The organism is Phytopseudomonas daroniae (assembly GCF_004327275.1).
In the GTDB taxonomy this organism is placed as follows: Bacteria; Pseudomonadota; Gammaproteobacteria; order Pseudomonadales; family Pseudomonadaceae; genus Aquipseudomonas; species Aquipseudomonas daroniae.
Map to the genome: position 1 here is coordinate 139,346 of NZ_QJUJ01000004.1, position 25,725 is coordinate 165,070.

Sequence of the window (25,725 nt, forward strand, 5' to 3'; positions counted from 1 at the left end):
GCAGGAAACTCCATAAACATGCGCGCTAGGCGACTGCCTCCTGCGCGGCATAGCGGCGATTGCGGCTGATGCTGAACAGCGTCAGGGTGGTGACCAGGCTGAAGAACACCAGCATCAGCGATACCGGCCAGGCATCGCGGTACACGGCGAACAGCGCGGTGGCGGCCAGGGGCGCCAGGCCGCCGGCGAAGATCGAAGCGATCTCATGCCCCATGGCCAGACCGGTGTAGCGCACATGGGTGGGAAACAGCTCGCCCATCAGCGCCGGCTGAGTGCCGATCATCGCCGCATGGCTGAACGGCAAACCGAGCAACAGGGCCAGGTAGACCAGCGAGGGCTGGTGCGTGTCCATCAGCCAGAAGAACGGAAAGGCGAACAGTGCCAGACTCACCGAGCCGATGGCGTATACCGCACGCCGGCCGATGCGATCCGACAGCCAGCCCCAGAACAGGATGCTGAATGCCTCCACGGTCATTGCCAGCATGACCCCGACCAGCACCACCTGGGTCGACAGGCCGGTGAACTTGGCATAGGCCATGGAGAAGGACAGGAAGATGTAGGCACCGCCATTCTCCGCCACACGCAGCCCCATGGCCTGCAGCACGGCCTTGGGATGCTCGCGTAGAACCTGCAGCGCGGGTGGGTGTGCCTGAGTACGGGTCTGCGCGACATTCTGCTCGAACGCGCGGCTTTCCGGCAGGCGTCGGCGAATGTAGATACCGACACCGAAGATCAGGATGCTGAGCAGGAACGGCAGGCGCCAGCCCCAGCTCATGAAGTCCGCTTCGGGCAGCATCTGCACCAGATAGAACGCCGCGGCGGAGAGCACGAAGCCACCGGACACGCCCAGTTGGCTCCAGGCCGCGTAGAAGCCCACGCGCCTGGCCGGGGCGTTCTCGCTGAGCATCAGCACGCCACCACCCCACTCACCACCCGAGGCGATGCCCTGGACGATGCGCAGGATCACCAGGCTGATCGGCGCCAGGTAGCCGACCTGTTCGAAGGTCGGCAGCAGGCCCATCAGGAAGGTCGCCACGCCCATCATCGACAGGGTGATCACCAGGGCGTTCTTGCGCCCATGGCGGTCACCCAGATGGCCGAAGATCAACCCGCCCAGTGGCCTGGCGACGAAACCCACGGCAAAGCCGGCGAAGGCCGCCATGGTGCCGAGCACCGGATCGGTACCGGCAGGAAAGAACAGCGGCCCGAATACCAGAGCGGCAGCCGTGCCATAGAGAAAGAAGTCGTACCACTCCAGGGCATTGCCGAGCACCGAGGCGAAGACGATGCGACGCATGGGCGTGCCGCCCTGGGTAGCGGTTGCGTGACGGGTCATGCTGCGCTCCTCGGCGCGGTGGTCAGGGCGACCACTCGCGCGATGGATAATCCGAGGCCGGAGCCTGAGCGTCCGGCCGGAATCCCTGGCGGGCGCGGCAGGCGCCCGCCAGCGGACTTACCAGAAGTTCCAGGTGTAGGTAGTGGCGAAGCGGTACTCGTCGTAGTCGCTGCCGTACTTCTGCTTGGTGTTGATGTTGCGCAGGTCGAAACCGAGCCCCTTGAGCGGGCCGTCCTGCAGCACGTAGGTGAGGTAGATGTTGCGTTCGCTTTCCTCGTTGTCGGAAAGGCCCGCACCGCGATCCCAGTTGGTGCCCTTGGTGTAGCGGGTGTACAGCTTCAGGCCCGGGACACCCCAGCCGGCGAAGTCATAGCCGTAACGCACCGACCAGGAACGCTCGCCCGGACGCACGAAAGCCAGGGACGACCAGTTCACCAGATACGGGTTGGGGATGTAGCCATTCATGGTCGGGAATACGCTGTCACCGAGCATCCGCTGGTAGCTGGCGCCAAACATGTGGTTGCCCTTGAGCAGCGTGAACAGCGCGCCGTAGGAACGGTTGTCCACTTCACCGGCGAGGGCGTCGCCATCCTCGTTGTTGTTGAAGTAGCGCAGGTCGGTCTTCAGCTTGTAGCCAGCGCCCAGATCGGCCATGTGCGCCAGGCCGAAGTAGTGCTGTTGGTAGATATCGTGCAGCACGCCGTAGAAGTAGCTGGCTTGCAGGTTCTTGGTGACGTCGTAGGTGGCGCCACCGAAATCCAGACCATCGCTGTCCAGGTTGTCGGTCGAGCCCCACTTGTAGAGTTTCTCGTGATCGCTCGACTCGCGGGTGACCGCGGACCAGAAGCGTCCGCCGGTGAGGGTCAGGCCCTCCAGCTCCTTGGATTCGACTACCGCGCCCTGGTAGATGGTATCCAGCTGGCGGCTGGCATCGTTGTAGGCGATCGGCAATTGCGGACGGTGGTCGCCGACTTTCAGTTCGGTCTTCGAATAACGCATCTTGAAGGTGGCACCGGCGCGGCCGTAATCATCGGCCTGTTTCTGATCCGCCACGCTGTAGGGCAGCGATCCCTCATTACCCGAACCATCCAGGCGCAGGGCGTACTGCGCATTGGCATCCAGACCGAACTGGATCGGCGTGTCGGTGTAGCCCGAGGTGAATTGCAGATCGAAGCCCTGCGACCAACTGTGCATGGAGGACACCGGCGCATCGTCATTGGTGAAATTACGGTGCAGGTAGAAGTTGCGCATATCCAGTTTCAGGTGACTGTCTTCCACCAGATCGGCCTGCGCCAATAGAGGTGAGAATAATCCGAGCACACAAGGAACTTGCAGCACGCGCACAATCGACTTATCGCGGAACATAATGATGTTTCCTTTGTTTTAATGCACCGAAGTGCAGTGGGAGCAGATTAATGACGCAAAAGTTGAGAGTCGGCAGTTAATCTGGGTCGTTATTGTTATCAACCACTTTTCATAAACAAAAGTCGAAACCTGGCTGTATCTCCCAATGAGGAAGATCGGCCATTTAATTATTTTTCTTGAACCGCTTATTTCCTTAGAAAGCTGCCTTGGAGGCCTCGCATAGCTTGTGGTAGGCGCGATTGAAGTAAACCAGCCCTTCGTCGCTGGCCCCTTGTTTTATCGTCAGCACTTCGCAATAGAAAATACTGTGAGAACCCACTTCGTGAACTTGCGCAATACGACAATCAAAGTTGACCAAGGCTTCATCCATGACCGGAGAACCACTTTCCAGGGTGCTCCAGGGTGTGGTGGAAAACCGCTCTTGCATACTTAGATTTCTATTCGCGAACGTACCGGATACATCTTGGTGAGTACCAGCCAGTACATTCACGCACAGCACGCCATTGGCCTTGAAGTGTGTGTTGGAGAATGACGAACGATTCATGCACACCAGCAGAGTGGGTGGCGAATCGGTAACACTGCACACCGCCGAGGCGGTGAAACCGAAACGTCCTGCCGGGCCGTCGGTGGTGATCACCGACACGGCACCACCGAGTCGGGCCATGGCGTTGCGGAAGCCGCTTACATCGACCATTGTTCTGCCTCCTCAGATATCCAGAACCAGTTTTTTCGATTTGGCGCGAGAACAGCAGACCAGGATCTGATCGTTGGCCTCCTTCTCGTCGTCGGTGAGGTACACGTCGCGATGATCCGGCTCGCCCTCGAGCACATCGCACAAACAGGTACCGCAGATGCCCTGCTCACAGGAGATCTCGATCTTGATGCCGACACCTGCCAGCGCCTCGAGGATGCTCTGCCCTTCGGCGACCTGCACCGTCTTGCCACTGCGCGCGGCGACCACTTCGAAGCTCTCGCCGCTGCTGTCCACGTCCACCTGGAAGTACTCGCGATGGATATGGTCATCGGCATAACCATGTTTCAGCGATTCGCCGATCACCCAGTCCATGAACCCGGACGGGCCGCAGGTGTAGACGTGCACGCCGGCCTCGGCCTGGCCGAGCACGCTGTCCATGTCGAGTTTCTGCTCGGGCGCTTCATCGTCGAAATGGGTGTGCACGCGCTCGGCGAAAGCGGCGCTGCGCAACTCGTCGAGAAAAGCACTGCGGCTGCGCGAGCGGCCGCAGTAGTGCAGCTCGAAATCCTCGCCCCTGGCATGCAGCGCATAGGCCATGGCGATCATCGGGGTGATGCCGATGCCGCCACCGATCAGGATCGAGCGACGCGCCTCGCTGGCCAGCGGAAACAGGTTTCGCGGCGCGCTGATCTGCACTTCGGCGCCTTCCAGCAGGGTGTCGTGCACGCCCGTCGAGCCGCCGCGCGAGGCGGGATCCCTGAGCACGCCAAGGCGGTACACGGCGTTGTCCGCCGGGTCGCTGCACAGCGAGTACTGGCGCACCAGGCCAGGGGCGATATGGATATCCACATGGGCGCCGGCCTCGAAGGCCGGCAGCCTGGCACCACCAACCGGAATCAGGTCGAGGACGACGACACCGTCACCCTGCAACTGGCGCTTGTGCACCTGCACCTTCAAGAGTTGTTCATTCATCTCGGGCTCACCCGTATTGCACGCTTCAGGAGCCGGCGCCGAGCGCCGACATTCGTTATTAATCGTTTCCCGGTCTTATGCCGGGACTCATTACCAGAGCGTGTTCACGACCTTGCGAGCTAGAGCCAAACAAGGAGAAAGCGGCCGAGGAAGCGGAGTTTACGAATGTAAATGAGCATTCCGAGGTCGTTTTCGACGCCGTTTGGCCGACGCGCAGCTAGTCGTGTACAGGCTCTCAGCGCATGAACAGGCCGCCGTTTACATCCCAGGTCGCCCCGGTGGTGAAATAGGCTTCCGGCCGCGCCAGTTGCACGATCAGGTCGCCGAGAAAATCCGCATCGCCCAGGCGCCCCACCGGAATGTTGGCGAGCATTCCCGCCATACGCTGCGGCGGTACCACCGCATGCACCATGGGCGAGTCGATCGGCCCTGGCGCGATGGCGTTGACCGTCACGCCATTGGCGGCCAGCTCCTTGGCGAAGATCTTGGTCAGGGTGACGATGGCGCCCTTCGACGCGGCGTAGTGCGCGCCGGTAGCGGTACCGCCGTTCTGGCCGGCCAGCGAAGCCATGTTGACGATGCGCCCGTAGCCGGCCGCCGCCATGTGCGTGCCGAATACCTGGCAGCCGACGAAGATGCTGCGGGTGTTGAGGCTCATGACGCGGTCGAACTCTTCCGGGCTGATCTGCATGACCGGTGTGGTCATGGTCATCGCCGCGTTGTTGACCAACACCTGCAAGGCGCCGAAGCGCGTCAGGGTGGCGGCCAGCGCCGCCTCGAAATCGGCCTTGCTGGCGACGTCGAGTTTGAGCGCCAGCACCCGCTCGCCACTGGCATCCAGCGCCTCGGCAGCGGCCTGGGCACGCGCCAGTGAGAGGTCGGTGATGACCACTGCGTAGCCGGCGGCGAACAGCCGGCCGGCGATGGCGTAACCCAGCCCCTGAGCGGCGCCGGTGACCAGTGCGATCTGCTTCATGGCCGGGCCCTCAGAGGATGTAGCCGATGCCCGCGAGGGTATCGTCGGAATTGATCAGGCGGATCAGCTTGCGCTGGATCGTGAAGCTGTCACCGTTGCGCACCAGGTCATAGGTGAGATCGGCGCTGTAGTGCTTGAGCACGTCCTTGCGGAAGTCGCGCAGGTGCTGCGAGCAACGAACCTGCACCCGGTCACCTTCTTCGCCGAGGATGCGAAAGTTGGATGCGGCACGCACCGTGCGCGGCTGCGGGCTGGTGGATATCGACTCGCCCCCGATCAACCGCTGCACACGCAACTGGCGCATGTGGGCGTCGTCGTAGGCGTAGTTGAGGCTGTTCTCGAAATCTTCTTCCGTGGGGTCGATAGGGATGATGTAGGTACCCTTCTCGGCCCACAGCGCCAGCCAGGCGTCGTATTCGTTGTGATCGAGCATGTCGCCTTCCTGCCAGATGAAGGCGGTGACTTCTTGAAGCAGTTGCAGATTCATTTCGCGTTCTCCGTCGATCCGGTCGGTCAGGCCGACATCATCTTTTTCCACTGCTGGTAGGCAGCGCGCATACCGGTCTCGGCGGAAACGTCGCTGACCAGCCCGTCCTCGCTCGGCTTCTCGCCGGGCAGGCCGCGGTTGAGCATGATCCACAGGTCTTCGCCGGCGCTGGCGCCCTTCTGCACCCGCTCCCAGGCCTCGGAATCGTCCGGCGTACCGAAGCCCATCGGGCCCTGGAAGTGTTCGTGCAGGCGCAGGCGGTAGCGGTTGGCCACGGCCGGGCCACCGTCCATGGTGATCACCGCGTGGTGGATTTCCGTCTCGTTGACCGAGATCGGTTGCAACACGCGGAAGAACGCCATGGAGCAGGCAACGTTGGGGAACAGATTGAGGTTGAAGCCCGAACCACCGACCGCGCGGACGATGCGCCGCACCTGCTGTTCCTCGATGCCTTCGTCGCGCAGTTCCTGGGCCAGGGTTTCGAAGCGCGCCGGAATCGGCAGGTCGAGGTTGGCTTCGAGGTCGATCAGGTCGGGGATCATGACCATTACGCTATGGCCGTTGCCGAGGTCTTCGACGTAGCCGGAGCCATCGACGAAGTCGAGCATGTCCATGGTCTGCTGATCCACCGAGTGCAGGAACGACTTGTGCACCAGCGGGAAGTGATAGGCGTCGGTGGTGTTTTCCAGCTGGATCTTCCAGTTGCCGGGGAAGCGGAACCGGTGCTCGCCGGGCACCTTGATGCCGTAGCCGGCGCCCTGTTTCATGAACAGATCCATCCACTTCTTCGCCGGGCCGAGGAAGTCCACCAGCGGTTCGATGTCGTCCTTGAAGGTGGCGAAGATCATCCCCGCGTAGCTTTCCGTACGCAGACTGACCAGCGGCAATTCGCTCTTGTCCAGGCAATCGCCGTAGCTGTCCGGGTGCGGAATGCCACGCAGCGAACCGTCCAGCGCATAGCCCCAGCCGTGATAGGGGCAGACGAAACTGTTGGTCTTGCCCTTCTTGTGCTCGCAGACGGTGGCGCCACGATGGCGGCAACGGTTGAGCAGCACGTGCACTTGCTTCTTGCGATCGCGTACGGCGATCACCGGCTGCTTGCCGATGTAGGTGCTCTTGTAGCTGCCGGCGTCGGGGATTTCGCTCTCGTGAGCGACCCATACCCAGGTGCTGTAGAAGATCTTTTCCATCTCCGCGTCGAACAGCTTGGCGTCGGTATACAGCGAGGTATGTACGCGGTCGGCCTGCACCAGTTCGGCGGGATCGCATTCGAGACTGTCGTTATCGAGGGAACGGGCTTCGATCAGGTTATTCACGGTTGGCTCCTCGTCGGCTTGTCTGGCCGACTTCAAAAGTCTTGGGTCATTGCGCGGGCTTTTCAGCTGCGGGCCGGTCTGGAACGGGTAAGGCCGCTTCGCTGTTCCAGGTATCCACCGGACGGCTGAACAGGTTCTCGGTCTGGAAATGCGCCATGCGCCACTGCCCGTCCTCCTCGGCGAAACGCACGGTCAGCCGCGCCGCATTGAGGTGCGAGGCGCCGCTGGCGAAGGTCGAGGTCTGCAACATCACCCAACTGCCCAATGCGCCGCCTGCGTCGAGCTCGATCAGCTCGCTGGTGAGGAAGTGCACGTTGAGAGCGAAGTGCGCCGGGGTCTTCATGTAGGTGGCGAACATCGCACCGATCGCTTCGCGACCGCGGTAGCCGCCGAAGCTGTTGGCGTACTTGGCGCCCTTGCCTTCCCAGACCGCATCGGTGCTGAACAGGCCGGCCAGTTCGTCCAGCGGCGTGCTGGCATCGAGGGCATCGCACAGCACCATGTAACGGTTCATGCAGGCGCGTATGGCGTGCTCGGCCTCGAAGCGCTTGAGGCGTGCTTCGAGATTGGCGATTCGGGCTTCGTTCGACATGACGATCACGCGCGCTGGATGATCAGTTCGCGGCCGGTACGGGCCTCGACCTTGGCGTAGCGCCACAGCTTGTAGGTGCCTTCACCCACCGGCGTGGTGCGGAACAGGTTGCAGGCGGCGTGCACGGTCTCGATATCCGGAACGTCGGCCAGCAGGTAGGTGGTCCAGGGATAGCCCGTGCTTGGTCCGACCATGCTCTGGTCGTCGTCCATGTTGCCGAACACCTTCACGCCTGGCAGATCGTGGATGCCGTTCCACATGGCGCTGAACGCGCCCCAGACTTCCAGTTGCTCCTCGCGCGGCGCGTCGAAGAAGTTCTGGTTGATGCCCATGCAGAACAGCACGCGCAGTGGTTTTTTCTCGCTCATGATTGGCTCCGGATAAGGATCAGAGGTAGCCCGGCAAGGGCTGCTTGCCGAAGAAAATGGCGCCGGCATTCTGGTAGGTGACGTCGCCCATGAAGGCGTGCTGAGTCACCACCTGGGCGTCGTTCACGCAGCGCGCCAGCGGACTGCTGTTGTAGATGCCGGTCATGCCCGAGAGCATCTGCGCGGTACGTGCCACATCGGCGGCAACGCGGGTGGCGTGCGTCGAGGACAGGCGCAGCAGGTTGGTCTGTTCGGCGGACACCGGGTTGCCGGCCAGCACCGACTGCCAGGCGTCGTCGATGGAATCGAAGAAGAATGCCCGGGCTGCCCGCAGCGCCGCCTCGGCCTTGGCGATCTCGACCTGAGCCAGTGGCCGTTCGGCTACCGCCGGCGCGCCGGTTACCGAGATGCGCCCGGCCGCCATGTCGCGCAGTTCGTCCAGGGCAGCACGGGCCACACCGAGACCGACCACGGAAAGCACCTGAGTGGCGAAGGACAGCGACGGGTAACGGAAGAACGGTTCGTCGAGATTGGCTGCACCACCGCGCACGAAAGTCCACTCCTCGGGTACCACCACATCCTCGACCACCAGATCATGGCTACCGGTGCCGAGCAGGCCGACGGTGTCCCAGGTCTGTTCGATACGCGCCTTGCTCTGCGGCATAACGGCCAGGCGTGGCAGATCCAGTTTGTCGCCGTTCTTCGGCGCGATGCCGACCCCCACCAGCGAGGCACCCATGCAGCCGCTGGAATACTTCCAGCGACCATTGACCTTGAAGCCACCGGGCACTGATTCGGCCGGCTGCGGCGGGAAGATGCCGCCGGCGAAGACCACGTCGGGGCCATTGGCATAGACCTGCCTGATGGTGTCCAGCGGCAGCGAGGCCAGGTACACCGGGCTCATGCCGAAACTGGCGACCCAGCCGGCGGAACCATCGGCCTTGGAGATCTCCTCGACCATGGCGCAGAACTCGCCCGGCGAGCGTTCGTCACCGCCGAAACGCCGTGGCACCAGGGCGCGATACACACCCAACGCCTTGAACGCATCGATCACGTCCTGGGCAATGTAGCCAAGGCGGTCGAACTCGCCGCTGCGTGCGCGCTGCTTGATAGCGACCAGCAGGTCGGCAAAGGCCTGGTTGTCGGTGATGGCGGCAGACGACGTATTGCCGACCAGATTGAGCGAAGTCATGACAGGCTCCACGATCAGAGAAGATTGGAATCGAGGCGCCGCAACAGTTCGCCAGCGACTGCCAGAAGCAGTTCGTCGGCGCCCTTGGCGGCGATCAGTTGCAGGCCGACCGGCAGAGCGGACTCCCCTGCGAAGGGAATGCTCAGCGCCGGATGGCCGGAAAGATTGAAAGGCCTCACGAAGGCCGTCATGCCCAGCACCGCACGGGTGTCTGCCGCGTCTTCGAGACGCAGTGGGTAGTCGGGCATGGTCGGCAAGGCCAGAATCGGGAAGCGCTCGAGGGCGGCATCCACTTCGGCGCTAAAGGTGGTACGCACCCGTTCGGCGGCGGCCAGCGCTTCATCGCTGGTCTGCCCGGCGGCCTGCAGACGGCCGGCGACATCCGCAGCGACCAGGCCGGTATCGAGCAGATGCCCGCAGGCATTCCAGGTCTCGCGGTTGATCACCACCATGCCGGCGTCATAGGCGGCCTGCATGCTATTGAGGTGCACTTTGCCGAGAGCCAGGCCGCTGGCGTCGAGCACCGCGTCGATAGCGCGCTGCACCTCGGCCGATGCCTCGACCGAGACCATGCCGATGCTGATGTCAGCGACATCGGGCAGAGGCTCGAGCGTGGGATCGATGATCCGCATCGCCTCGATCAGCATGGACAGGCTGCCTGCGAACGGGCCGACGCAGTCCAGGCTGGTCTGCGCGGGCATTACGCCACGGCGATCGATGCGGCCGAACGTAGGCTTGAAGCCGAACACGCCACAGCAGCAGGCCGGAATACGCACGGAGCCGCCGGTATCGGTGCCCAGGGAAAAATCACAGAGTCCGGCGGCCACAGCCGCCGCCGAGCCACTGGAGGAGCCACCGGGAATGCGTCCGGGATAACGCGAGTTCTCGGCAGTGCCTGCGTAATGGTTAATACCAGTGGTGCCGTAGGCCAGTTCGTGCAGAACGGTCTTGCCGATGATCTGGCAGTCGCCGGCCAGCAGCGCATCGACCACCGTGGCGTGCTGTCGAGCTGGCTCGGCATCCTGCAGCGCCCGACTGGAGGCGCGGGTCGGGTAGCCGGCGATATCGATGGTGTCCTTCACCATCACCGTCAGACCGGTGCCTCCTACCTTCATCTGTTCGATCACCATCGTCATGCCATCTACCTTCTCGAACGTTGCTGGCGTGGCGAGCACAAGGCCGCCGATTCGCTAAATCTAAAATCGCCACAATTACGTGAATTGTCAATTGAATTATCCGAAAAATATCAACGTTCAAATTGGTGCACTTTTCACGCAAAAAGCACCAGCATTGTGCAGATTGGTAACGACCTGAAAAAACTCGTAAAGCCCTCATGAACTCTATTTAAATCCTTTTAAATCAATATATTAAACGTGAAAAATATGCTTAAACAGAGACAATCCGAGTGTTACCGAAGGCATGGAGACAGATTGAAGATCGGATTTATTTGTTGAATGACATCATTGAAAAATAGATTTTTCAGCATGAAAAACGGTGATTTTTTATGTTCGTTTTAGCAATTAAAAACACCAAAAAAATCACCTTAACGTATTGTTTTTGCTGGCGATGGCGAATGTCATCGCCGCACTGAGATCGCGTTTTTCCGCCGCAAAAGCGAGCGGGCGAAGCGGGCGCGCTCCTGGTGCAGGCCAGGTTCTGGCATGCAACCTGCAATTTCGCCTGCAGCGCACCGACCGCTGTTCGGCGGTGGTGCTTCGCCGGTGCTTGCCACCGTGCGCACTACGAGAAGGCGATGCCAGTACCTCCCGGTACGGCTGTTCAGCCCGTTTTTAGCCCTGCACCCTGGAGTACGACATGCTGTTCAAGAGAGCTGTGTCCACCCTGATGTTGAGTGCGCTTTGCGCGTCGATGGCGGCTCAGGCCGAAGTGAAGGTCGGTGTGATCACCTCCTCGACCGGGCCCATCGCCCTGGTCGGGATTCCACAGAAGAACAGTGTTGCGCTCATGCCTACTCAGGCTGGTGGCGAGACCATCCGCTACATCTCGCTGGATGACGCCAGTGATCCCACCGCCTCGGTGAAAGCCTTCAAGAAGCTGCTGGACGAGGAGAACGTCGACGCCATCATCGGCCCGAGCGGCTCGCCGAACGCCATGGGCGTGATCCAGTTCGCCGCCGAGTCGGGTACGCCGATGCTCGCGCCGGTAGGTACTGCGGCCGTGGTGCTGCCGATGAACGAGCAGAAGAAGTGGGTGTTCAAGACCACCCAGAACGATGAGTTGATCGCCCAGGCGCTGACCGAGCATATGGTCAAGAACGGCGTGAAGACCCTCGGCCTGGTCGGCACTGCCGACCCCTACGGCGAGAACTGGGGCAAGGTGATGAGCGAGCTGGCCGCGAACAACGGCATCAGGATCGTTGCCAACGAGCGCTTCCAGCGTCAGGACACTTCGATGACCGGGCAGAGCCTGAAGATCATCGCCCAGCGCCCCGACGCAGTGCTGGTGGCGGCACCGGGAAGCTCCGCGGTCATGCCGCAGACCACGCTGTTCGACCAGGGCTACAAGGGCCAGGTGTACCAGACCCATGGCGCCGCCCTGCCGGCGTTCCTGCAACTGGGCGGACGCAAGGTCGAGGGCACCATCCTCGCCGCCAGCCTGATGCTGGTGATCGACGAAGTGCCGGACGATCATCCGTCCAAGGCTGTGGCGCGCAAATACATCGATGACTACACCCAGCTCAATGGCCGCGAACCGGCGACCTTCGGCGCCAATGTCTACGACGCCGGCCTGCTGCTGGAGCAGGCTATTCCCACCGCGTTGCAGAAGGGCAAACCGGGTACCGCCGAGTTCCGTTCGGCGCTGCGTGATGCGCTGGAACAGACCCACGAGCTGGCCGCGACCCAGGGCGTCTACAACATGAGCGCCGAAGATCACAGTGGCTTCGATGAACGCGGCCGCGAGCTGATCACCGTCAAGGACGGTAAATGGGTGCTGCTCAAATAAACCAGTTGTCGCTCCCCAGCCGGTGCCAGGCACCGGCCGTACGTTAGAAGCCAGACCGCTCCCGAGCCTTGTGCCGGGATGCGCTGCGCGCGTTACGAATCCTGTATTCGAAGGATGTAGCCCCCATGAATTTCCAGATAGCCATGCTGCTCGGCCAGGATGGCGTGACCAACGGTGCGATCTACGCCCTGCTGGCCCTTTCCATTCTGCTGGTGTTTACCGTTACGCGAATCCTGCTGATTCCGCAGGGTGAATACGTCACTTACGGCGCCCTGACCATGGCCGCCCTGCAGGCCGGCCAGCCGACCTCGCTGGTCTGGCTGCTGCTCGGCCTGACACTGATCGACTGCACCCTCGACCTGATTGGCGCGGCGCGTGCCAGCCATGGCTTTCGTCTCCCCCGCTGGGTGCCGGTGAAACTGGCCTATGCCGTGGCGATGATACTGCTGATTCAGAACCTGTCGCTGGCCGAGCTGCCCATGGCGATTCAGGCCATGCTGACCCTGGCCCTCGTCGTCCCCCTTGGGCCACAGATCTACCGACTGTTTTTCCAGCCCGTGGCCGACGCCCATCCGCTGGTGCTGCTGATCGTCTCCATCGCCGTGCACGTAGCGATGGTCGGCGTCGGCCTGCTGCTGTTCGGCCCGGAGGGTGCGCGCACCCAACCGTTCTCCGAGGCCGGCCTGGAGCTCGGCCCGGTCACCCTGAACAGCCAGACGCTGTGGGTCATCGTGGTATCGCTGATCCTGATCACCAGCCTGTTCCTGTTCTTCGAGCGAAGCCTCTACGGCAAGGCGCTGCGCGCCACCGCGGTGAATCGCATGGGCGCGCGACTGATGGGCATCTCGCCGACCCTGGCGGGCAAGGCCACCTTCGCCATGGCGACCTTCATCGGCGCGCTGTCGGGCATCCTCATCGCGCCCATCACCACCCTGTACTTCGACTCGGGTTTCGTCATCAGCCTCAAGGGCTTCGTCGGCGCCATCATCGGCGGTCTGGTCAGCTATCCGGTGGCCGCCCTCGGCGCCCTGGTGGTCGGCCTGATAGAGGCGTTCTCGATGTTCTGGGCCAGCACTTATAAAGAGATCATCGTGTTCACCCTGATCATCCCCTTCCTGCTCTGGCGCTCGCTCACCAGCCGTCACGTGGAGGAGGAAGAATGAAGCTGCGCGCCCTGCTGATCGCCTTCGTCCTGCTGCTCGGCATCGCGCCCCTGGCGCTACCGACCTTTCAGATCACCCTGCTCAACTATATCGGCCTGTACACCCTGGTGGTGCTGGGCCTGGTACTGCTCACCGGCGTCGGCGGCATGACCAGCTTCGGCCAGGCCGCCTTCGTCGGCCTCGGCGCCTACACCAGTGCCTACCTGACCGCCACCGAGCAATTGCCCGCCTGGCTCGCCTGGGCAGGGGGCTCACCCTGGCTGGCCCTGCTCATCGGTATCGCCCTCACCGCCACGGTGGCGCTGCTGCTCGGCGCGCTGACCCTGAAGCTGTCCGGGCATTACCTGCCACTGGGCACCATCGCCTGGGGCATTTCGCTGTACTACCTGTTCGGTACCCTCGACGGCCTCGGCGGGCACACCGGCATGAGCGGCCTGCCACCGATATCGCTGTTCGGCCTGGTGCTGGATAAGGGCTGGAAGATGTTCTACCTGATCTGGGTGATCCTGCTGTTGGCCATGCTGCTGGTGCAGAACCTGCTCAACTCCCGCGAGGGCCGGGCGATCCGTGCGCTCAAGGGCGGCCAGGTGATGGCCGAGTCGATGGGCGTCAACACCTTCCGCGCGAAGATGGTGATTTTCGTCATCTCGGCGCTGCTGGCCGCCCTTTCCGGCTGGCTCTATGCACACAACCAGCGCTTCGTGAACCCGACGCCGTTCGGCTTGCACATGGGTATCGAATACCTGTTCATGGCGCTCATCGGCGGTGTTGGTAGCGTCTGGGGCGCGCTGCTCGGCGCCGGTATCCTGACCCTTCTCAAGCAGTGGCTGCAGGACTGGCTGCCAATGCTGCTGGGCAGCCAGGGCAACTATGAAACCATCGTCTTCGGCCTGCTCATCATATTGCTGATGCAGCGCGCGCCGGGCGGCCTGTGGCCGCTACTAGTACGCCTGACGCCGGCACGCTGGCGGCAGGGCAACGGCGCGCCGAGGGCCGACGAACAGGCCTCTACGCTGCCACGTCGCGAACTGCCGCAAGCGGGCGAACTGATCCTCGAAGCCCGCGAGGTGAGCAAACGCTTCGGCGGTCTGGTGGCCAACGACCGCATGAATCTGGCGGTACACGCGGGGGAAATCCTCGCCCTGATCGGCCCCAACGGCGCCGGCAAGAGCACGCTGTTCAATCAGATTTCCGGTGTCGACATTCCTACCGAAGGCGATGTGCTGTTCATGGGCCAACGCATCAACGGCATCCCGTCACGGCGCATCGCTCGCCTGGGCATGAGCCGCACCTTCCAGCACGTGAAACTGCTGCAGAGCATGAGCGTGCTGGAGAACGTCGCCATCGGTGCCCACCTGCGCGGCGACAAGGGCATCGTGCCGTCGCTGTTGCACACCGAGCGCGCCGAGGAAGCGGATCTGCTGCGCGAGGCCCGGCGTCAGCTGGAGCGCGTCGGTCTCGGCGATTACCTCTACGAAGAAGCCGGCAGCCTGGCCCTCGGCCAGCAGCGCATCCTAGAGATTGCCCGCGCCCTGTGCGCCGACCCCTGCCTGCTGCTGCTCGACGAGCCGGCCGCCGGGCTGCGCCACAAGGAAAAACAGGCCCTCTGCGACCTGCTGCGCAAGCTGCGCGGCGAAGGCATGGCGATCCTGCTGGTGGAGCACGACATGGACTTCGTCATGGGCCTGGTCGATCGCGTGGTGGTGATGGAATTCGGTCAGAAGATCGCCGAAGGCCTGCCGGACGACGTGCAGAAGAATCCCGCAGTACTCGAAGCCTACCTGGGCGGAGCGGAGTGATGAATATGAGCAATAAACCCGCAAACACCCTGCTCGAAGTGAAAGACCTGTGCGTGGCCTATGGCAAGGTCGAGGCCCTGAGCAACGCCAGCCTGAGTGTCGGCGCAGGGCAGATCGTCACCGTGATCGGCCCCAACGGCGCCGGCAAGACCACCCTGCTCTCGGCGATCATGGGCGTGCTCGGCTCACGTGGGCAGGTGAACTTCGATGGCAGCCTGCAAGCCGTACCGGAGGTCGAGGTGCTGGTCGGCCGCGGCCTCGGCCTGGTGCCGGAAAAGCGCGAGCTGTTCAACAGCATGAGCGTGGAAGACAACCTGCAGCTCGGCGCCTTCCAGCGCGTACGCCAGGGCGAGCGCGACTGGCGCAGAACCCTGGCCGAGGTGTACAGCCTGTTCCCGCGTCTGCACGAGCGGCGCCAGCAACTGGCGGCGACCCTCTCCGGCGGCGAGCGGCAGATGCTCGCCGTGGGCCGCGCGCTGATGGCCAAGCCCAAGCTGCTGATGCTCGACGAACCGAGCCTGGGCCTGGCGCCGCTGATCACCCGCGAGATCTTCCGCATCATCGCCGACCTGCGGCGCCAGGGCGTGTCGATCCTGCTGGTGGAGCAGAACGCCCGCGCCGCCCTGCGCGTCGCCGACTACGCCTACGTGCTGGAAACCGGGCAGATCGCCATGCAGGGCCCGGCGGCGGAACTGGCCGACGATCCACGGGTGATCGAAGCCTACCTGGGCCTGGCCAGCAAACACCAGGAAATGCTCGCGACCTGAGGAAGAAAGCCATGACCCGCTCGAACCCTCCACGCCTGTGCATCGTCGGTGCCGGCGCCATTGGCTGCACCCTGGCGGCACGCCTGGCAGCCAGCGGCCAGCCGGTCAGCCTGCTCGCGCGCGGCCAGACACTTGTCGCGCTGCGCGACAACGGCGTACGCCTGACCGATCTGGATGGCGAACATCATGCCCCGGTAAACGCCAGCGACGATTGCGAGGCACTCGGCGAGCAGGATCTGCTATTCGTCTGCACCAAGGCCCCGGCACTCGTCGGCCTGCTGCCCAGCCTCGCGCCATTGATCGGCCCCGACACCGTCGTGGTACCGGTGGTCAATGGCGTGCCCTGGTGGTACTTCCACGGCGTCGAGGGGCGCTTCGCCGAGCGCCAGGTGCAGGCAGTCGATCCCGGCGGCGTGCTGAGCCGCGCGCTTGATCTGGATCGGGTACTGGGTTGCGTGGTCTTCATCACCGCAGAAACCGAATCGCCCGGCGTGGCACGTTCGAACAACCCGCACCTGATGATTCTCGGCGAACCGAACGAGCAGATGAGCGAACGCCTGGAACGGGTACGTGCACTGATCGCCCGCAGCGGTATCGAAGCCCGAGCCACCGAGCGTATTCGCGACCAGCTGTGGACCAAGATCATCGCCAACCTCAGCTCCAACCCACTGTCGGTGGTCACCGGCGCGACGCTGGAAGAGCTGTACGGCAAGACCGAACTGAAAAACGTGGTCGCCAAGATCCTCCAGGAAACCCTGCTCACCGCCGCGGCCTATGGCGCACGCATCAACTTCGACCCGCAGACCTTCATGGAACTGGGCGCCGGCATGGGCCCGGTGCGCACCTCCATGCTGCAGGATTTCGAACAGGGTCGGCCACTGGAGCTGGCCGCCATTGGCGATGCGGTGATCGAACTGGCCGGCTACCAGGGGCTTGCCATGCCCACCACCCAGGACATCCTCACCCTGGCGCGCTTTCGCGGCGCCCAGATCCATGCACACTGAACGAGACATTGCCATGAATGCCATGACCGACCTCAGCAAGCCCACTCACTGCAGCGACGAAGAGTGGGCACTGCGCATCAAGCTCGCCCACTGCTACCACCTGGTCGATTACTTCGGCTGGACCGAGACCATCTTCAACCACATTTCCGCACGCCTGCCCGGGGCGGCTCACCATTATCTGGTCAACCCGTTCGGCCTGAACTACACCGAAGTCACTCCGGCCAACCTGCTCAAGGTCGACCTGCACGGCAACAAACTCGACGAGTCACCCTACGACGGCAACCCCGCCGGTTTCGCCCTGCACAGCGCGGTACACGGCGCACGCGACGATATCCAGTGCATCCTCCACACCCACACGGTACCGGTCTCGGCCGTGGTGCAGAAAAAGCGCGGCTTCACCCATGACGATTTCTACGGTGCGCAGCTTTACGGCCGCATCGGTTACCACACCTTCGAGGGCATCACCCTGTTCGATGACGAGAAGACACGGATGATCGCCAGTCTCGGCGACAAGCACATCCTGGTGCTGCGCAACCACGGCATCGCGGTTGGCGAGAGCAGCATCGAGAAAGCCTTCTTCCTGCTCTGGACGGTGCAGCGTGCTGCCGAGAACCAGTGTGCCGCCGGCGCCCTGGGCGGCGAAGACAACCCGCTCGAAGAGGGCGTCGCCGAGAAGTGCGCCAACCTCACCGCCATGCTGATCCGCGAGAGTGGCTTCGCCACCAAGTTCTACGACGCCATGGTGCGCAAGATGCGCGCCGAGCGCGTATTGCCCTGGTAACCGCAAGGAGTCGTGCCATGAATGCCGCCATCCGTCCCGCCGCCAACACCTTCGACGAACCGCCGATTTCGCGGCTCGACCCGCAGGGCATGCTGCTCAGCTGCAATGCGGCCTACCTGCGTATGTGCGGCCTGCGCGAGGACGAACTGGTCGGCAAACCGCATGAGCAGATCAACGATCCGCGCATGCCTGCCATCGTCCTCGACAGCATGTGGCGAGCGCTGCGCGCCGGGGTGCCCTGGACTGGGCCAGTGATGGGCCGGCACCGGCAGGGCGAGCGTTACTGGCACAAGCTTTACGTGGTACCGCTGTTCGATGACGGCAAACTGTCCGCCCTGGGCACCGTCTACCAGCCGATCAGCGTTGAGGAAATACAGGCGGCCGAAGCGCTCTACGCTCGCCTCGGCCGTGGCCAGTCGCCCTGGACACCAGGCCAGCGCATCGTCTCGCTGCTGGCCACTCATGGCCTGCAGCTGGGCCTCGGCCTGCTGGTGCTCGGCGCCACTCTCACCGCACGCCTGCCACTAACGGCGGGGCTGCTGACCCTGCTCGCCCTGCTGCTGGCCGGGCTGCAACCGGCTCTTCGCCAGCGCCGGCTGACCCGCAATATCCTTGGCCTGTACCGGGAAATCTACAGCGAGCCGCTACTGGCACCGCTGCACAGCCGCCACGCCGACAGCAGCGCCCTGCTGGTCATGGCCCTGAACAGCCAGCGCGCGCGGATGACCACGGTGATGTCACGCATCTGCATCAACAGCGAGGTTCTGCGCCAGCAGGCACATACCTCGGCCGAAGTAGTGGAGAACGCCGCCGAACAACTGGACAGGCAGGTTCGCGAGACGGAACAGACCGCCGCGGCGATCAATCAGATGAGCGCCACCATCCAGGAGCTTTCACGCAACCTGCAGAGCACCGCCCAGGCTGCGCAGAACGCCGACCAACTGGCCCGCGACGGCGAGCGTCTGTCCGACGACAGCCAGGGTTCCACCCAGACCATGCGCACCTCGGTAGAAGAAATCGGTAGCGCCGTCGGTAGCCTGGCCGAGGCCATCGAATCCATCGGCGGCATTGCCAGCGTGATCCAGAGCATCGCCGAACAGACCAACCTGCTGGCACTCAACGCCGCCATCGAAGCGGCCCGCGCCGGCGAGTCGGGACGTGGCTTCGCGGTGGTCGCCGACGAAGTACGCAGCCTCGCCTCACGCACCCGCGAATCGACCCATGAAATCCAGCGTTCCATCGAAAGCCTGCGCAATGGCAGCAGCAACGCCCTGGCGACAGCGCAACGGGGCGAACAGGCCGCACTACGCGCCAGCGCCGATGTGCAGCAGGCGCGTCAGGCACTGTCACGCATCTGCGAAGAAGTCGGCCAGATCAGCGGGATGAGCCTGCAGATGGCCGCCGCCATCGAGCAACAGGGCCAGGTCGCCGAGCAGATCAACCAGCAGATCACCGAGATCGCCGGCTTCACCGAGCGCACCAGTCAGCAGGCCGGACGCACCACCGAGATCAGCCAGGCGCTGCACCAACTCGCCGAGTCGCAACTGGGTCTGGCCCAGCGCTTTCTCAAGGGATAGGGTCTGGCCAGAAGATAGTGGATAGCCCCCAACCTGGGCGGATCCGAAAACCTGGCAACCACATACAACAACCTGTCCACCACGATCAATTTCCTGCCGCCGATAGAGGCTTGAATGGGGCCTCACAACGATCCCTTCGGGACATCAGCGAGGTCGCTCCAATGCCCACCCAGGAATATGACTATATCGTGATCGGTGCAGGCTCGGCAGGCTGCGTAGTCGCCGCCCGGCTGATCCAGCAGAACGCCGGCAGCGTGCTACTGCTCGAAGCAGGCAGCAAGGACAGCAGTCCCTTCCACACCATGCCCGCAACAGTTGTGCAGGTTTTCCAGCAGAAGTCCTGGCCATACATGACCGTGCCGCAGAAGCACTGCAACGACCGCGAGATGATCATCGCCCAGGGCAAGGTGCTCGGTGGCGGCAGTTCGGTGAACGGGATGATCTACATCCGTGGCCAGCACGAGGATTACGACGATTGGGTGAGAGATTGGAACTGTCCCGGCTGGGGCTATCGTGATGTGTTGCCCTACTTCAGGAAGGCCGAAGCCAACGAGAGCCTGAGTGGCGAATACCACGGCCAGGAGGGCCCGCTGCCGGTCAGCGAGAACCGCTATCGCCACCCGATGACCATGGCCTTCGTCCGTGCTGGCCAGGAGATGGGCCTGCCCTACGTCAACGACTTCAACGGTGCCTCCCAGGAGGGCGTTGGTTTCTATCAGACCACCACACGCAACGGCGCCCGCGCCAGCACGTCGCGCACCTACCTGAAATCGGTGCGCGACAATAGCAAGCTGACCGTGGTCACCGACGCCCTGGCGCACAAGGTAATCGTCGAGAACGGCCGCGCCATCGGGGTGAAATTCAGTGAGAAGGATGGCGCACCGATCACCGCCCGCGCACGCAAGGAAGTGATCCTCAGCGCTGGCGCCTTCGGCAGCCCGAAGATTCTCATGCTCTCCGGCATCGGCCCTAAGGAACACCTCTCTGACCTCGGCATCGAGACCCTGGTCGACCTGCCGGTGGGGAAGAACTTCCACGATCATCTGCACCTGTCGCTCAACGCCACCACCCACGAACAGAACAGCATCCTCGGCGAAGACAAGGGTCTGCGCAGCATCAAGCACATGGCCCAGTGGCTGGCCTTCCGCAGCGGCCTGCTGACCAGCAACATTCTCGAAGGTGGCGGTTTCGTCGACAGCCAGGACGTCGGCCGGCCGGACATCCAGTTCATGTTTCTGCCCGTGATGGACAATTTCGACAATACCCCCGGCGAAGTGCCGCCCGCCGCCGAGCATGGCCTCACGGTAAAGGTCGGCCACCTGCGGCCCAAGGCTCGCGGCGAGGTGCGTCTGCGCAGCAGCGATCCGGCCGACATGCTGCTGATCGACCCCAACTACCTGGGCGACCCGGAAGACCTCGAAGGTCAGATCCGCGCCGTGCAGACCGGCCTCAAGCTCATGCAGCAACCGGCCCTGAAGAACCTGATCAAGAAGATCACCGCCCCGGAAGACATCGACTGGCAAGACACCGCCGGCATCGAGACCTTCGTGCGCAAAGCGATCAAGACCGTCTACCACCCTGGCGGCACCTGCCGCCTCGGCAGCGATCCGGCGACCTCGGTGACCGACCTGCAACTGCGTGTGCATGGCGTACCCAACCTGCGGGTCATCGACCTATCGGTGTGCCCGCAGATCGCCAGCGGCAACACCAACGCGCCGGCGATCATGCTGGGCGAACGAGGTGCCGATTTCATCCTTGGCAACGTACCGCTGGCGCTGAACGCCCCACACGAAAAGATGTTGAATCTCGATGCGCTGATCGGCACGCCCCAGGCATCGCTCGCCGCACCCGACCGCTCCTGACTGACCTTCAAGGCCCATGGCGGATCCATCGCGTCATGGATCCGCACACCCAGAATTCGGCTCGAGGATCACCCATGCGTTTCTCCCAACAGCGTTATTTGATCGGCGTAACCACCCTTGTCCTGCTCGCTCTCGGACAGAGCGCCCTGGCCACCGAAGGCGGCGGTGGCGCCTACGCCAACGGCAGCGAAGGCTTCATGACCGGCGCCCTGCCGCCACCGGGCAGCTACCTGGTCAGCTACAACACCTATTACAGCGCTGACCGGTTCGCCAGCTCGAACCCGGCGTTCGACGACTTCAAGGTCAGCACCGCCGCCACCATCCTGCGCGCCATCCATGTCACCGATAAACGGATTCTCGGCGGCAACTGGGCGATGCACGCCTTCCTGGTCGCCGCCGACGTGGACGTCGACCTGGGCGGCGGTGGGCGTCAGCACCGCGCCGGCATCGGCGACTTCATCTTCAGTCCGCTGGCCGTCGGCTGGCACGCCGGCAACTGGCACTGGCTCGCAGCCGTCGACGTGTACCTGCCCACCGGCCGCTACGACAAGGACGCACTGGCCAACATCGGCCGCAACTACGTCACCCTCGAACCGCTGTTCGCCTTTACCTACCGCAACCCGCAAGGCTACGAGTTCTCAATGAAGACCATGTTCGACCACAACTACGAGAACACCGACACCCGCTACCGTTCCGGCAACGAACTGCACGCCGACTTCGTCGCCGCCAAGCACTTCGGCAACTGGGGCGTGGGCATCGGCGGCTACAGCTACAGGCAGCTCAGCGGCGACAGCGGCGCAGGCGCGGTGCTCGGCGACTTCAAGGGCCGCGCCACGGCGCTGGGCCCGCAGTTCACCTACACCACGGCCAGCGGCCTGAACGTCCAGGGCCGCTACCAGCACGAGTTCGACGTGCGCAACCGCCCGGAAGGCGGCAAGTTCTGGCTCAACGTCGCCATTCCTCTCTGATTCGTTTTTCAACTGCCAAGGAGTCTTCCCAATGAGCGACATTCAACTGCTGCCCCAAGTGCAGGCGTTCCTGCAGCGCGAGCACGGCCACTTCATCGACGGCGCTTACCGCGCCAGCGCTTGCGCCGGGTGCATCCCGGTCGTCAATCCGGCCACTGGTGAGGCCATCGCCCAGGTCGCGACGGCGGATGCCGCCGACGTCGAGGCTGCCGTCAGCGCGGCGCGCCAGGCCTTCACGGGAAGCTGGGCGGCGACCTCGCCCTACCAGCGCGGGGTGATCCTCAACCGCCTGGCCGACCTCATCGAAGCCAACGGCGAGGAACTGGCCCAGCTGGAAACCCTGTGCTCGGGCAAATCGATCCACCTGTCGCGGCTGTTCGAAGTCGGCCAGAGCGCGGTGTTCCTGCGCTACTACGCCGGCTGGGCGACCAAGATCAACGGCGAAACCATGAGCCCGTCCTTCCCCTCGCTGGCCGGCGAACAGTACACCGCCTTCACTCGCCGCGAGCCGGTCGGCGTGGTGGCCGGTATCGTGCCGTGGAATTTCTCGGTGATGATCGGCGTATGGAAGATCGCCGCGGCGCTGGTCACCGGCTGCACCCTGGTGCTCAAACCCAGCGAATTCACCCCGCTGACCCTGCTGCGCCTGGCCGAGCTGGCGGTCGAGGCCGGGGTGCCGGCGGGCGTGTTCAACGTGCTCAACGGCAGCGGCGAGGTCGGCGCGCAACTGATCGACCACCCCCAGGTGGCCAAGGTGTCGTTCACCGGCTCGGTGCCGACCGGCCTCAAGGTCGGCCAGGCGGCGATGGCCGCCAACCTCACCCGCGTGACCCTCGAGCTGGGCGGCAAGAATGCCGCCGCACTGCTCCCGGATGTCGATCTCGACGCCGCCATCGGCGGCCTGATCCAGACCGGCTACGTGCACCAGGGCCAGGTCTGCGCCGCGCCGGAGCGGCTCTACGTGCCGCGTTCGCGCCTCGACGAAACCCTGGAGAAATTCAGCGCCGCGCTGCAAGGCATGAGCATCGGTTCGCCACTCGACGAAAGCGTGCAGTTCGGCCCGCTGGCCAACCGGCCGCAGTTCGACAAGGTCGTGCAGTTCTTCGAGCTGGCCCGCCGTGAAAGCCGCATCGTCTGCGGCGGCAACGTCCTGGCCCGCCCCGGCTACTTCGTCGAACCGACCCTGGTGCTCGCCAACAGCGCCCAGGATCGCCTGCTCCATGAGGAGACCTTCGGTCCGCTGCTGTGCGTGCTGCCCTACGACGAGGTCGAGCAATTGCCGGGCCTGATCAACGACTCGCCCTTCGGCCTCAGCGCCAGCATATGGACCAACGACCTGTCCAGGGCGCTGCGCCTGATTCCACAGATCGAGGCCGGCACGGTATACGTCAACATGCACACCTTCCTCGACCCGTCGGTGCCCTTCGGCGGTATCAAGGCCTCGGGCAGCGGCCGGGAATTCGGCAGTGCCTTCATCGACGACTACACCGAACTCAAATCGGTGATGATCCGTTACTGAATCGCCTTTCGGGTCGGCTTGCCGGCCCTGTTCGGCCCTGTTCGAAAACTCACCACTCCCGGTTCGGTTTCTGGCGCGAGAAATGCTTGAAGTTTCCCGTGATTAGTCATGTGTGCAAAATCCGCCCACTTGCGCACCAAAACTACTAGAAAGCCCTTCGAGGTGCCTCGTGAGCGTACAAAACCTCCACGATTTCGACCACTGGAATCATGCAGTACATGCCGTGTGTGGCCGCTTCATCACTCAGCGCGGCAATCATGCGAACAGTTTCATAGGCGATATCCAGCACCATCGACTGGGTGACCTGAACCTGGCGGATATCCAGGTCAACGCTCCGTCGATTCGCCGTGAACGCGGCAGCGCAAGCCGTGGTGATGACGGCTTCTATTTTCTCGTCCTGCAGCGTGAAGGCAGCATGGCGATCAACCGCAGCGCTCGAACATTCACTCTGCACCCTGGCGACATGGCGCTGCTCGACTCGGCCGAGGCGTTCGAGATGCAGCCGCAAGGTCTGATCGCACAACTATCGATCCACCTTTGTCGCGACGCAGTGGATCGCCTGCTACCCGCGCACGCTTGCCGTTTCGGCAAGCTCGAACAGACCGGCCTGAGCGGGCGCCTGCTGCACGGTATGTTGCAGCAGATCAGCGAGGGAGAGATGAACCTGGGTGCCGGCCAGTCCCATGGTGCCGCCCTGCAGGACGCCCTGATCAGCCTGCTGCAACCCTCTTTGCATATCGACGACATTCCGGATACCGGTCGCCCATTGCGCCGCCTCGCCGAGCGCCTGATCAATGAGGCACTGCAAGCGCCGCCGACGCCAGCCGAACTGGCCACACAACTGAACGTTTCTGTTCGCCAGCTATATCGCCAGTTCGAACTCGACGGCGACAGTATCGGCCGCTATATCCAGCGCCAACGCCTGCACTGCAGCGCCCGCGATCTCACCCAGGCCGGCGATAAAGCCCTGCCGATCACCACTATCGCCTACAAGTGGGGCTTTACCGATTCGGCGCACTTCTCCCGGGTATTCAAACGCCACTTCGGCATGCCGCCCAAGGACTACCGCGCGCAGAGCCAGAAAACGGCTGACGGCCAGCGGTAAGGATCTTCCATGAACATCGCCATCATCGGCGCCGGCGCCATGGGCTGCCTGTTCGCCGCGCGCCTGGTACTTGGCGGCGCTCGGGTCAATCTGGTGGAGGTCGATGCGGTCAGCATCACGGCGATCACTGAGCACGGCCTGCATCTGCATCTCGGGGAACGGCAGCACCAGATCAGGCTGCCCATTGCGCTGGCCGAACATACACAGGGGCCGTTCGACCTGCTGATGGTCTTCACCAAGGGCATGCATACCCGTACGGCGATCACCTCGGTGCGTCATCTGATCGGCCCGAACAGTTGGGTGCTGACCCTGCAGAATGGCCTGGGCAATGCCGAGCGCATCATCGAGACGGTAGCGGCGGAGCGCGTGCTGATCGGCATGACCGATGTGCCGGCAGATCTCACTGCGCCAGGCGTAGTGCACGCTGTCGATACCGGCAAAGTGCGCTTGTGGCGCTACCACGGGGACGACTGCGCCGAGCTGTCGGCCGTCAACCAACTGCTGGGCCGGGCCGGTTTCGACTGTGCAACGGATCCCGCGGTGCAGTCGGCGATCTGGGAGAAGGTGGCCTTCAACGCCGCCCTCAACGCCTTGTGCGTACTGGTCAGACAGCCGGTCGGTGTCATCGGGGCCAGCGCGGACGGCCGCTGGCTGGCCGAACAGGTGATAGACGAAAGCCAGCACATCGCCATGGCCGAGGGCATCGCCTTCGACAGCGAGCGGGTACGGGCACGCATGCGCCAGGTGTATGTCGAGCAGGCTGCACACCGCCCTTCGATGCTGCAGGATCGCCAGGCCGGCAGGCCCAGTGAAATCGAATCCATCAATGGCGCATTACTGCGGCACGCACGCCGCCATCAGTTGAGCACGCCGATTCTGGAAACGCTCTATCGGCTGGTACGCCTGGGTGAATGAGCA

General features: G+C 63.4%; 23 protein-coding genes. 12 read left to right on the top strand and 11 right to left on the bottom strand.

Annotated features, from left to right (window positions below; genetic code table 11):
- Positions 1 to 25: 25 nt before the first annotated feature.
- The 11 genes from DNK10_RS11480 to DNK10_RS11530 all read right to left on the bottom strand — a co-directional run bounded on the left by DNK10_RS11480 (position 26) and on the right by DNK10_RS11530 (position 10,434).
- Complete coding sequence (locus DNK10_RS11480; protein WP_244216241.1) at positions 26 to 1,336, bottom strand: MFS transporter; 1,311 nt, start codon at positions 1,334 to 1,336, stop codon at positions 26 to 28.
- Positions 1,337 to 1,453: 117 nt separating this feature from the next.
- On the bottom strand, positions 1,454 to 2,701 hold the full coding sequence (locus DNK10_RS11485; RefSeq protein ID WP_131191642.1) for an OprD family porin: 1,248 nt from the start codon (positions 2,699 to 2,701) through the stop codon (positions 1,454 to 1,456).
- A gap of 193 nt (positions 2,702 to 2,894) precedes the next feature.
- Positions 2,895 to 3,395, bottom strand: a complete 501-nt coding sequence (locus DNK10_RS11490) for a flavin reductase (RefSeq protein WP_131191643.1) — start codon at positions 3,393 to 3,395, stop codon at positions 2,895 to 2,897.
- Between the two features lie 12 nt (positions 3,396 to 3,407).
- Entirely contained in the window at positions 3,408 to 4,367 is a 960-nt protein-coding gene (locus DNK10_RS11495) for a PDR/VanB family oxidoreductase (RefSeq protein WP_131191644.1), read from the bottom strand.
- Between the two features lie 235 nt (positions 4,368 to 4,602).
- A complete protein-coding gene (locus DNK10_RS11500) occupies positions 4,603 to 5,343 on the bottom strand; it encodes an SDR family NAD(P)-dependent oxidoreductase (RefSeq protein ID WP_131181387.1) in 741 nt (246 codons plus the stop codon).
- Positions 5,344 to 5,353: 10 nt separating this feature from the next.
- Positions 5,354 to 5,830: an aromatic-ring-hydroxylating dioxygenase subunit beta gene (locus tag DNK10_RS11505; protein ID WP_131191645.1), complete on the bottom strand. Its 477-nt coding sequence runs from the start codon at positions 5,828 to 5,830 to the stop codon at positions 5,354 to 5,356.
- 26 nt (positions 5,831 to 5,856) lie between these two features.
- Positions 5,857 to 7,146: an aromatic ring-hydroxylating oxygenase subunit alpha gene (locus DNK10_RS11510; protein WP_423228067.1), complete on the bottom strand. Its 1,290-nt coding sequence runs from the start codon at positions 7,144 to 7,146 to the stop codon at positions 5,857 to 5,859.
- Between the two features lie 46 nt (positions 7,147 to 7,192).
- On the bottom strand, positions 7,193 to 7,738 hold the full coding sequence (locus DNK10_RS11515) for a nuclear transport factor 2 family protein (protein WP_131191646.1): 546 nt from the start codon (positions 7,736 to 7,738) through the stop codon (positions 7,193 to 7,195).
- Between the two features lie 5 nt (positions 7,739 to 7,743).
- Positions 7,744 to 8,106 carry an IacB protein gene (locus tag DNK10_RS11520; protein ID WP_131181384.1) on the bottom strand — a complete coding sequence of 121 codons (363 nt, stop codon included), beginning with the start codon at positions 8,104 to 8,106 and terminating at the stop codon, positions 7,744 to 7,746.
- Between the two features lie 19 nt (positions 8,107 to 8,125).
- The gene (iacA, locus tag DNK10_RS11525) at positions 8,126 to 9,298 is read right to left on the bottom strand and encodes an indole-3-acetate monooxygenase (protein ID WP_131191647.1); all 1,173 of its coding nucleotides are present in this window, start codon (positions 9,296 to 9,298) and stop codon (positions 8,126 to 8,128) included.
- A gap of 14 nt (positions 9,299 to 9,312) precedes the next feature.
- Positions 9,313 to 10,434, bottom strand: a complete 1,122-nt coding sequence (locus tag DNK10_RS11530; protein WP_131191648.1) for an amidase — start codon at positions 10,432 to 10,434, stop codon at positions 9,313 to 9,315.
- A 679-nt stretch (positions 10,435 to 11,113) separates the two neighbouring features.
- Between DNK10_RS11530 and DNK10_RS11535 the strand changes: the two genes are divergently transcribed.
- The 12 genes from DNK10_RS11535 (at position 11,114) to DNK10_RS11590 (ending at position 25,722) form a co-directional block, all read left to right on the top strand.
- A complete protein-coding gene (locus tag DNK10_RS11535; RefSeq protein ID WP_131191649.1) occupies positions 11,114 to 12,262 on the top strand; it encodes an ABC transporter substrate-binding protein in 1,149 nt (382 codons plus the stop codon).
- Between the two features lie 125 nt (positions 12,263 to 12,387).
- A complete protein-coding gene (locus DNK10_RS11540) occupies positions 12,388 to 13,425 on the top strand; it encodes a branched-chain amino acid ABC transporter permease (RefSeq protein ID WP_131191650.1) in 1,038 nt (345 codons plus the stop codon).
- Positions 13,422 to 15,224: a branched-chain amino acid ABC transporter ATP-binding protein/permease gene (locus DNK10_RS11545; RefSeq protein ID WP_131191651.1), complete on the top strand. Its 1,803-nt coding sequence runs from the start codon at positions 13,422 to 13,424 to the stop codon at positions 15,222 to 15,224. The genes DNK10_RS11540 and DNK10_RS11545 overlap by 4 nt, the downstream gene beginning before the upstream one ends.
- A gap of 5 nt (positions 15,225 to 15,229) precedes the next feature.
- Positions 15,230 to 15,991 carry an ABC transporter ATP-binding protein gene (locus DNK10_RS11550; RefSeq protein ID WP_131191652.1) on the top strand — a complete coding sequence of 254 codons (762 nt, stop codon included), beginning with the start codon at positions 15,230 to 15,232 and terminating at the stop codon, positions 15,989 to 15,991.
- Positions 15,992 to 16,002: 11 nt separating this feature from the next.
- On the top strand, positions 16,003 to 16,995 hold the full coding sequence (locus DNK10_RS11555; RefSeq protein ID WP_131181377.1) for a ketopantoate reductase family protein: 993 nt from the start codon (positions 16,003 to 16,005) through the stop codon (positions 16,993 to 16,995).
- Between the two features lie 13 nt (positions 16,996 to 17,008).
- The gene (locus DNK10_RS11560) at positions 17,009 to 17,776 is read left to right on the top strand and encodes a class II aldolase/adducin family protein (protein ID WP_131181376.1); all 768 of its coding nucleotides are present in this window, start codon (positions 17,009 to 17,011) and stop codon (positions 17,774 to 17,776) included.
- 17 nt (positions 17,777 to 17,793) lie between these two features.
- Positions 17,794 to 19,353, top strand: coding sequence for a methyl-accepting chemotaxis protein (locus DNK10_RS11565; protein WP_131191653.1), 1,560 nt, complete (start codon positions 17,794 to 17,796; stop codon positions 19,351 to 19,353).
- Positions 19,354 to 19,514: 161 nt separating this feature from the next.
- Positions 19,515 to 21,215 (top strand): GMC family oxidoreductase, encoded by a 1,701-nt coding sequence (locus DNK10_RS11570; protein ID WP_131181374.1) that lies wholly within the window; start codon positions 19,515 to 19,517, stop codon positions 21,213 to 21,215.
- 74 nt (positions 21,216 to 21,289) lie between these two features.
- On the top strand, positions 21,290 to 22,183 hold the full coding sequence (locus tag DNK10_RS11575; protein ID WP_131191654.1) for a SphA family protein: 894 nt from the start codon (positions 21,290 to 21,292) through the stop codon (positions 22,181 to 22,183).
- Between the two features lie 31 nt (positions 22,184 to 22,214).
- Positions 22,215 to 23,702 carry an aldehyde dehydrogenase family protein gene (locus tag DNK10_RS11580; RefSeq protein ID WP_131191655.1) on the top strand — a complete coding sequence of 496 codons (1,488 nt, stop codon included), beginning with the start codon at positions 22,215 to 22,217 and terminating at the stop codon, positions 23,700 to 23,702.
- 169 nt (positions 23,703 to 23,871) lie between these two features.
- Entirely contained in the window at positions 23,872 to 24,807 is a 936-nt protein-coding gene (feaR, locus tag DNK10_RS11585; RefSeq protein ID WP_131181371.1) for a transcriptional regulator FeaR, read from the top strand.
- 9 nt (positions 24,808 to 24,816) lie between these two features.
- Positions 24,817 to 25,722: a ketopantoate reductase family protein gene (locus DNK10_RS11590; RefSeq protein WP_131191656.1), complete on the top strand. Its 906-nt coding sequence runs from the start codon at positions 24,817 to 24,819 to the stop codon at positions 25,720 to 25,722.
- Positions 25,723 to 25,725 lie beyond the last annotated feature (3 nt).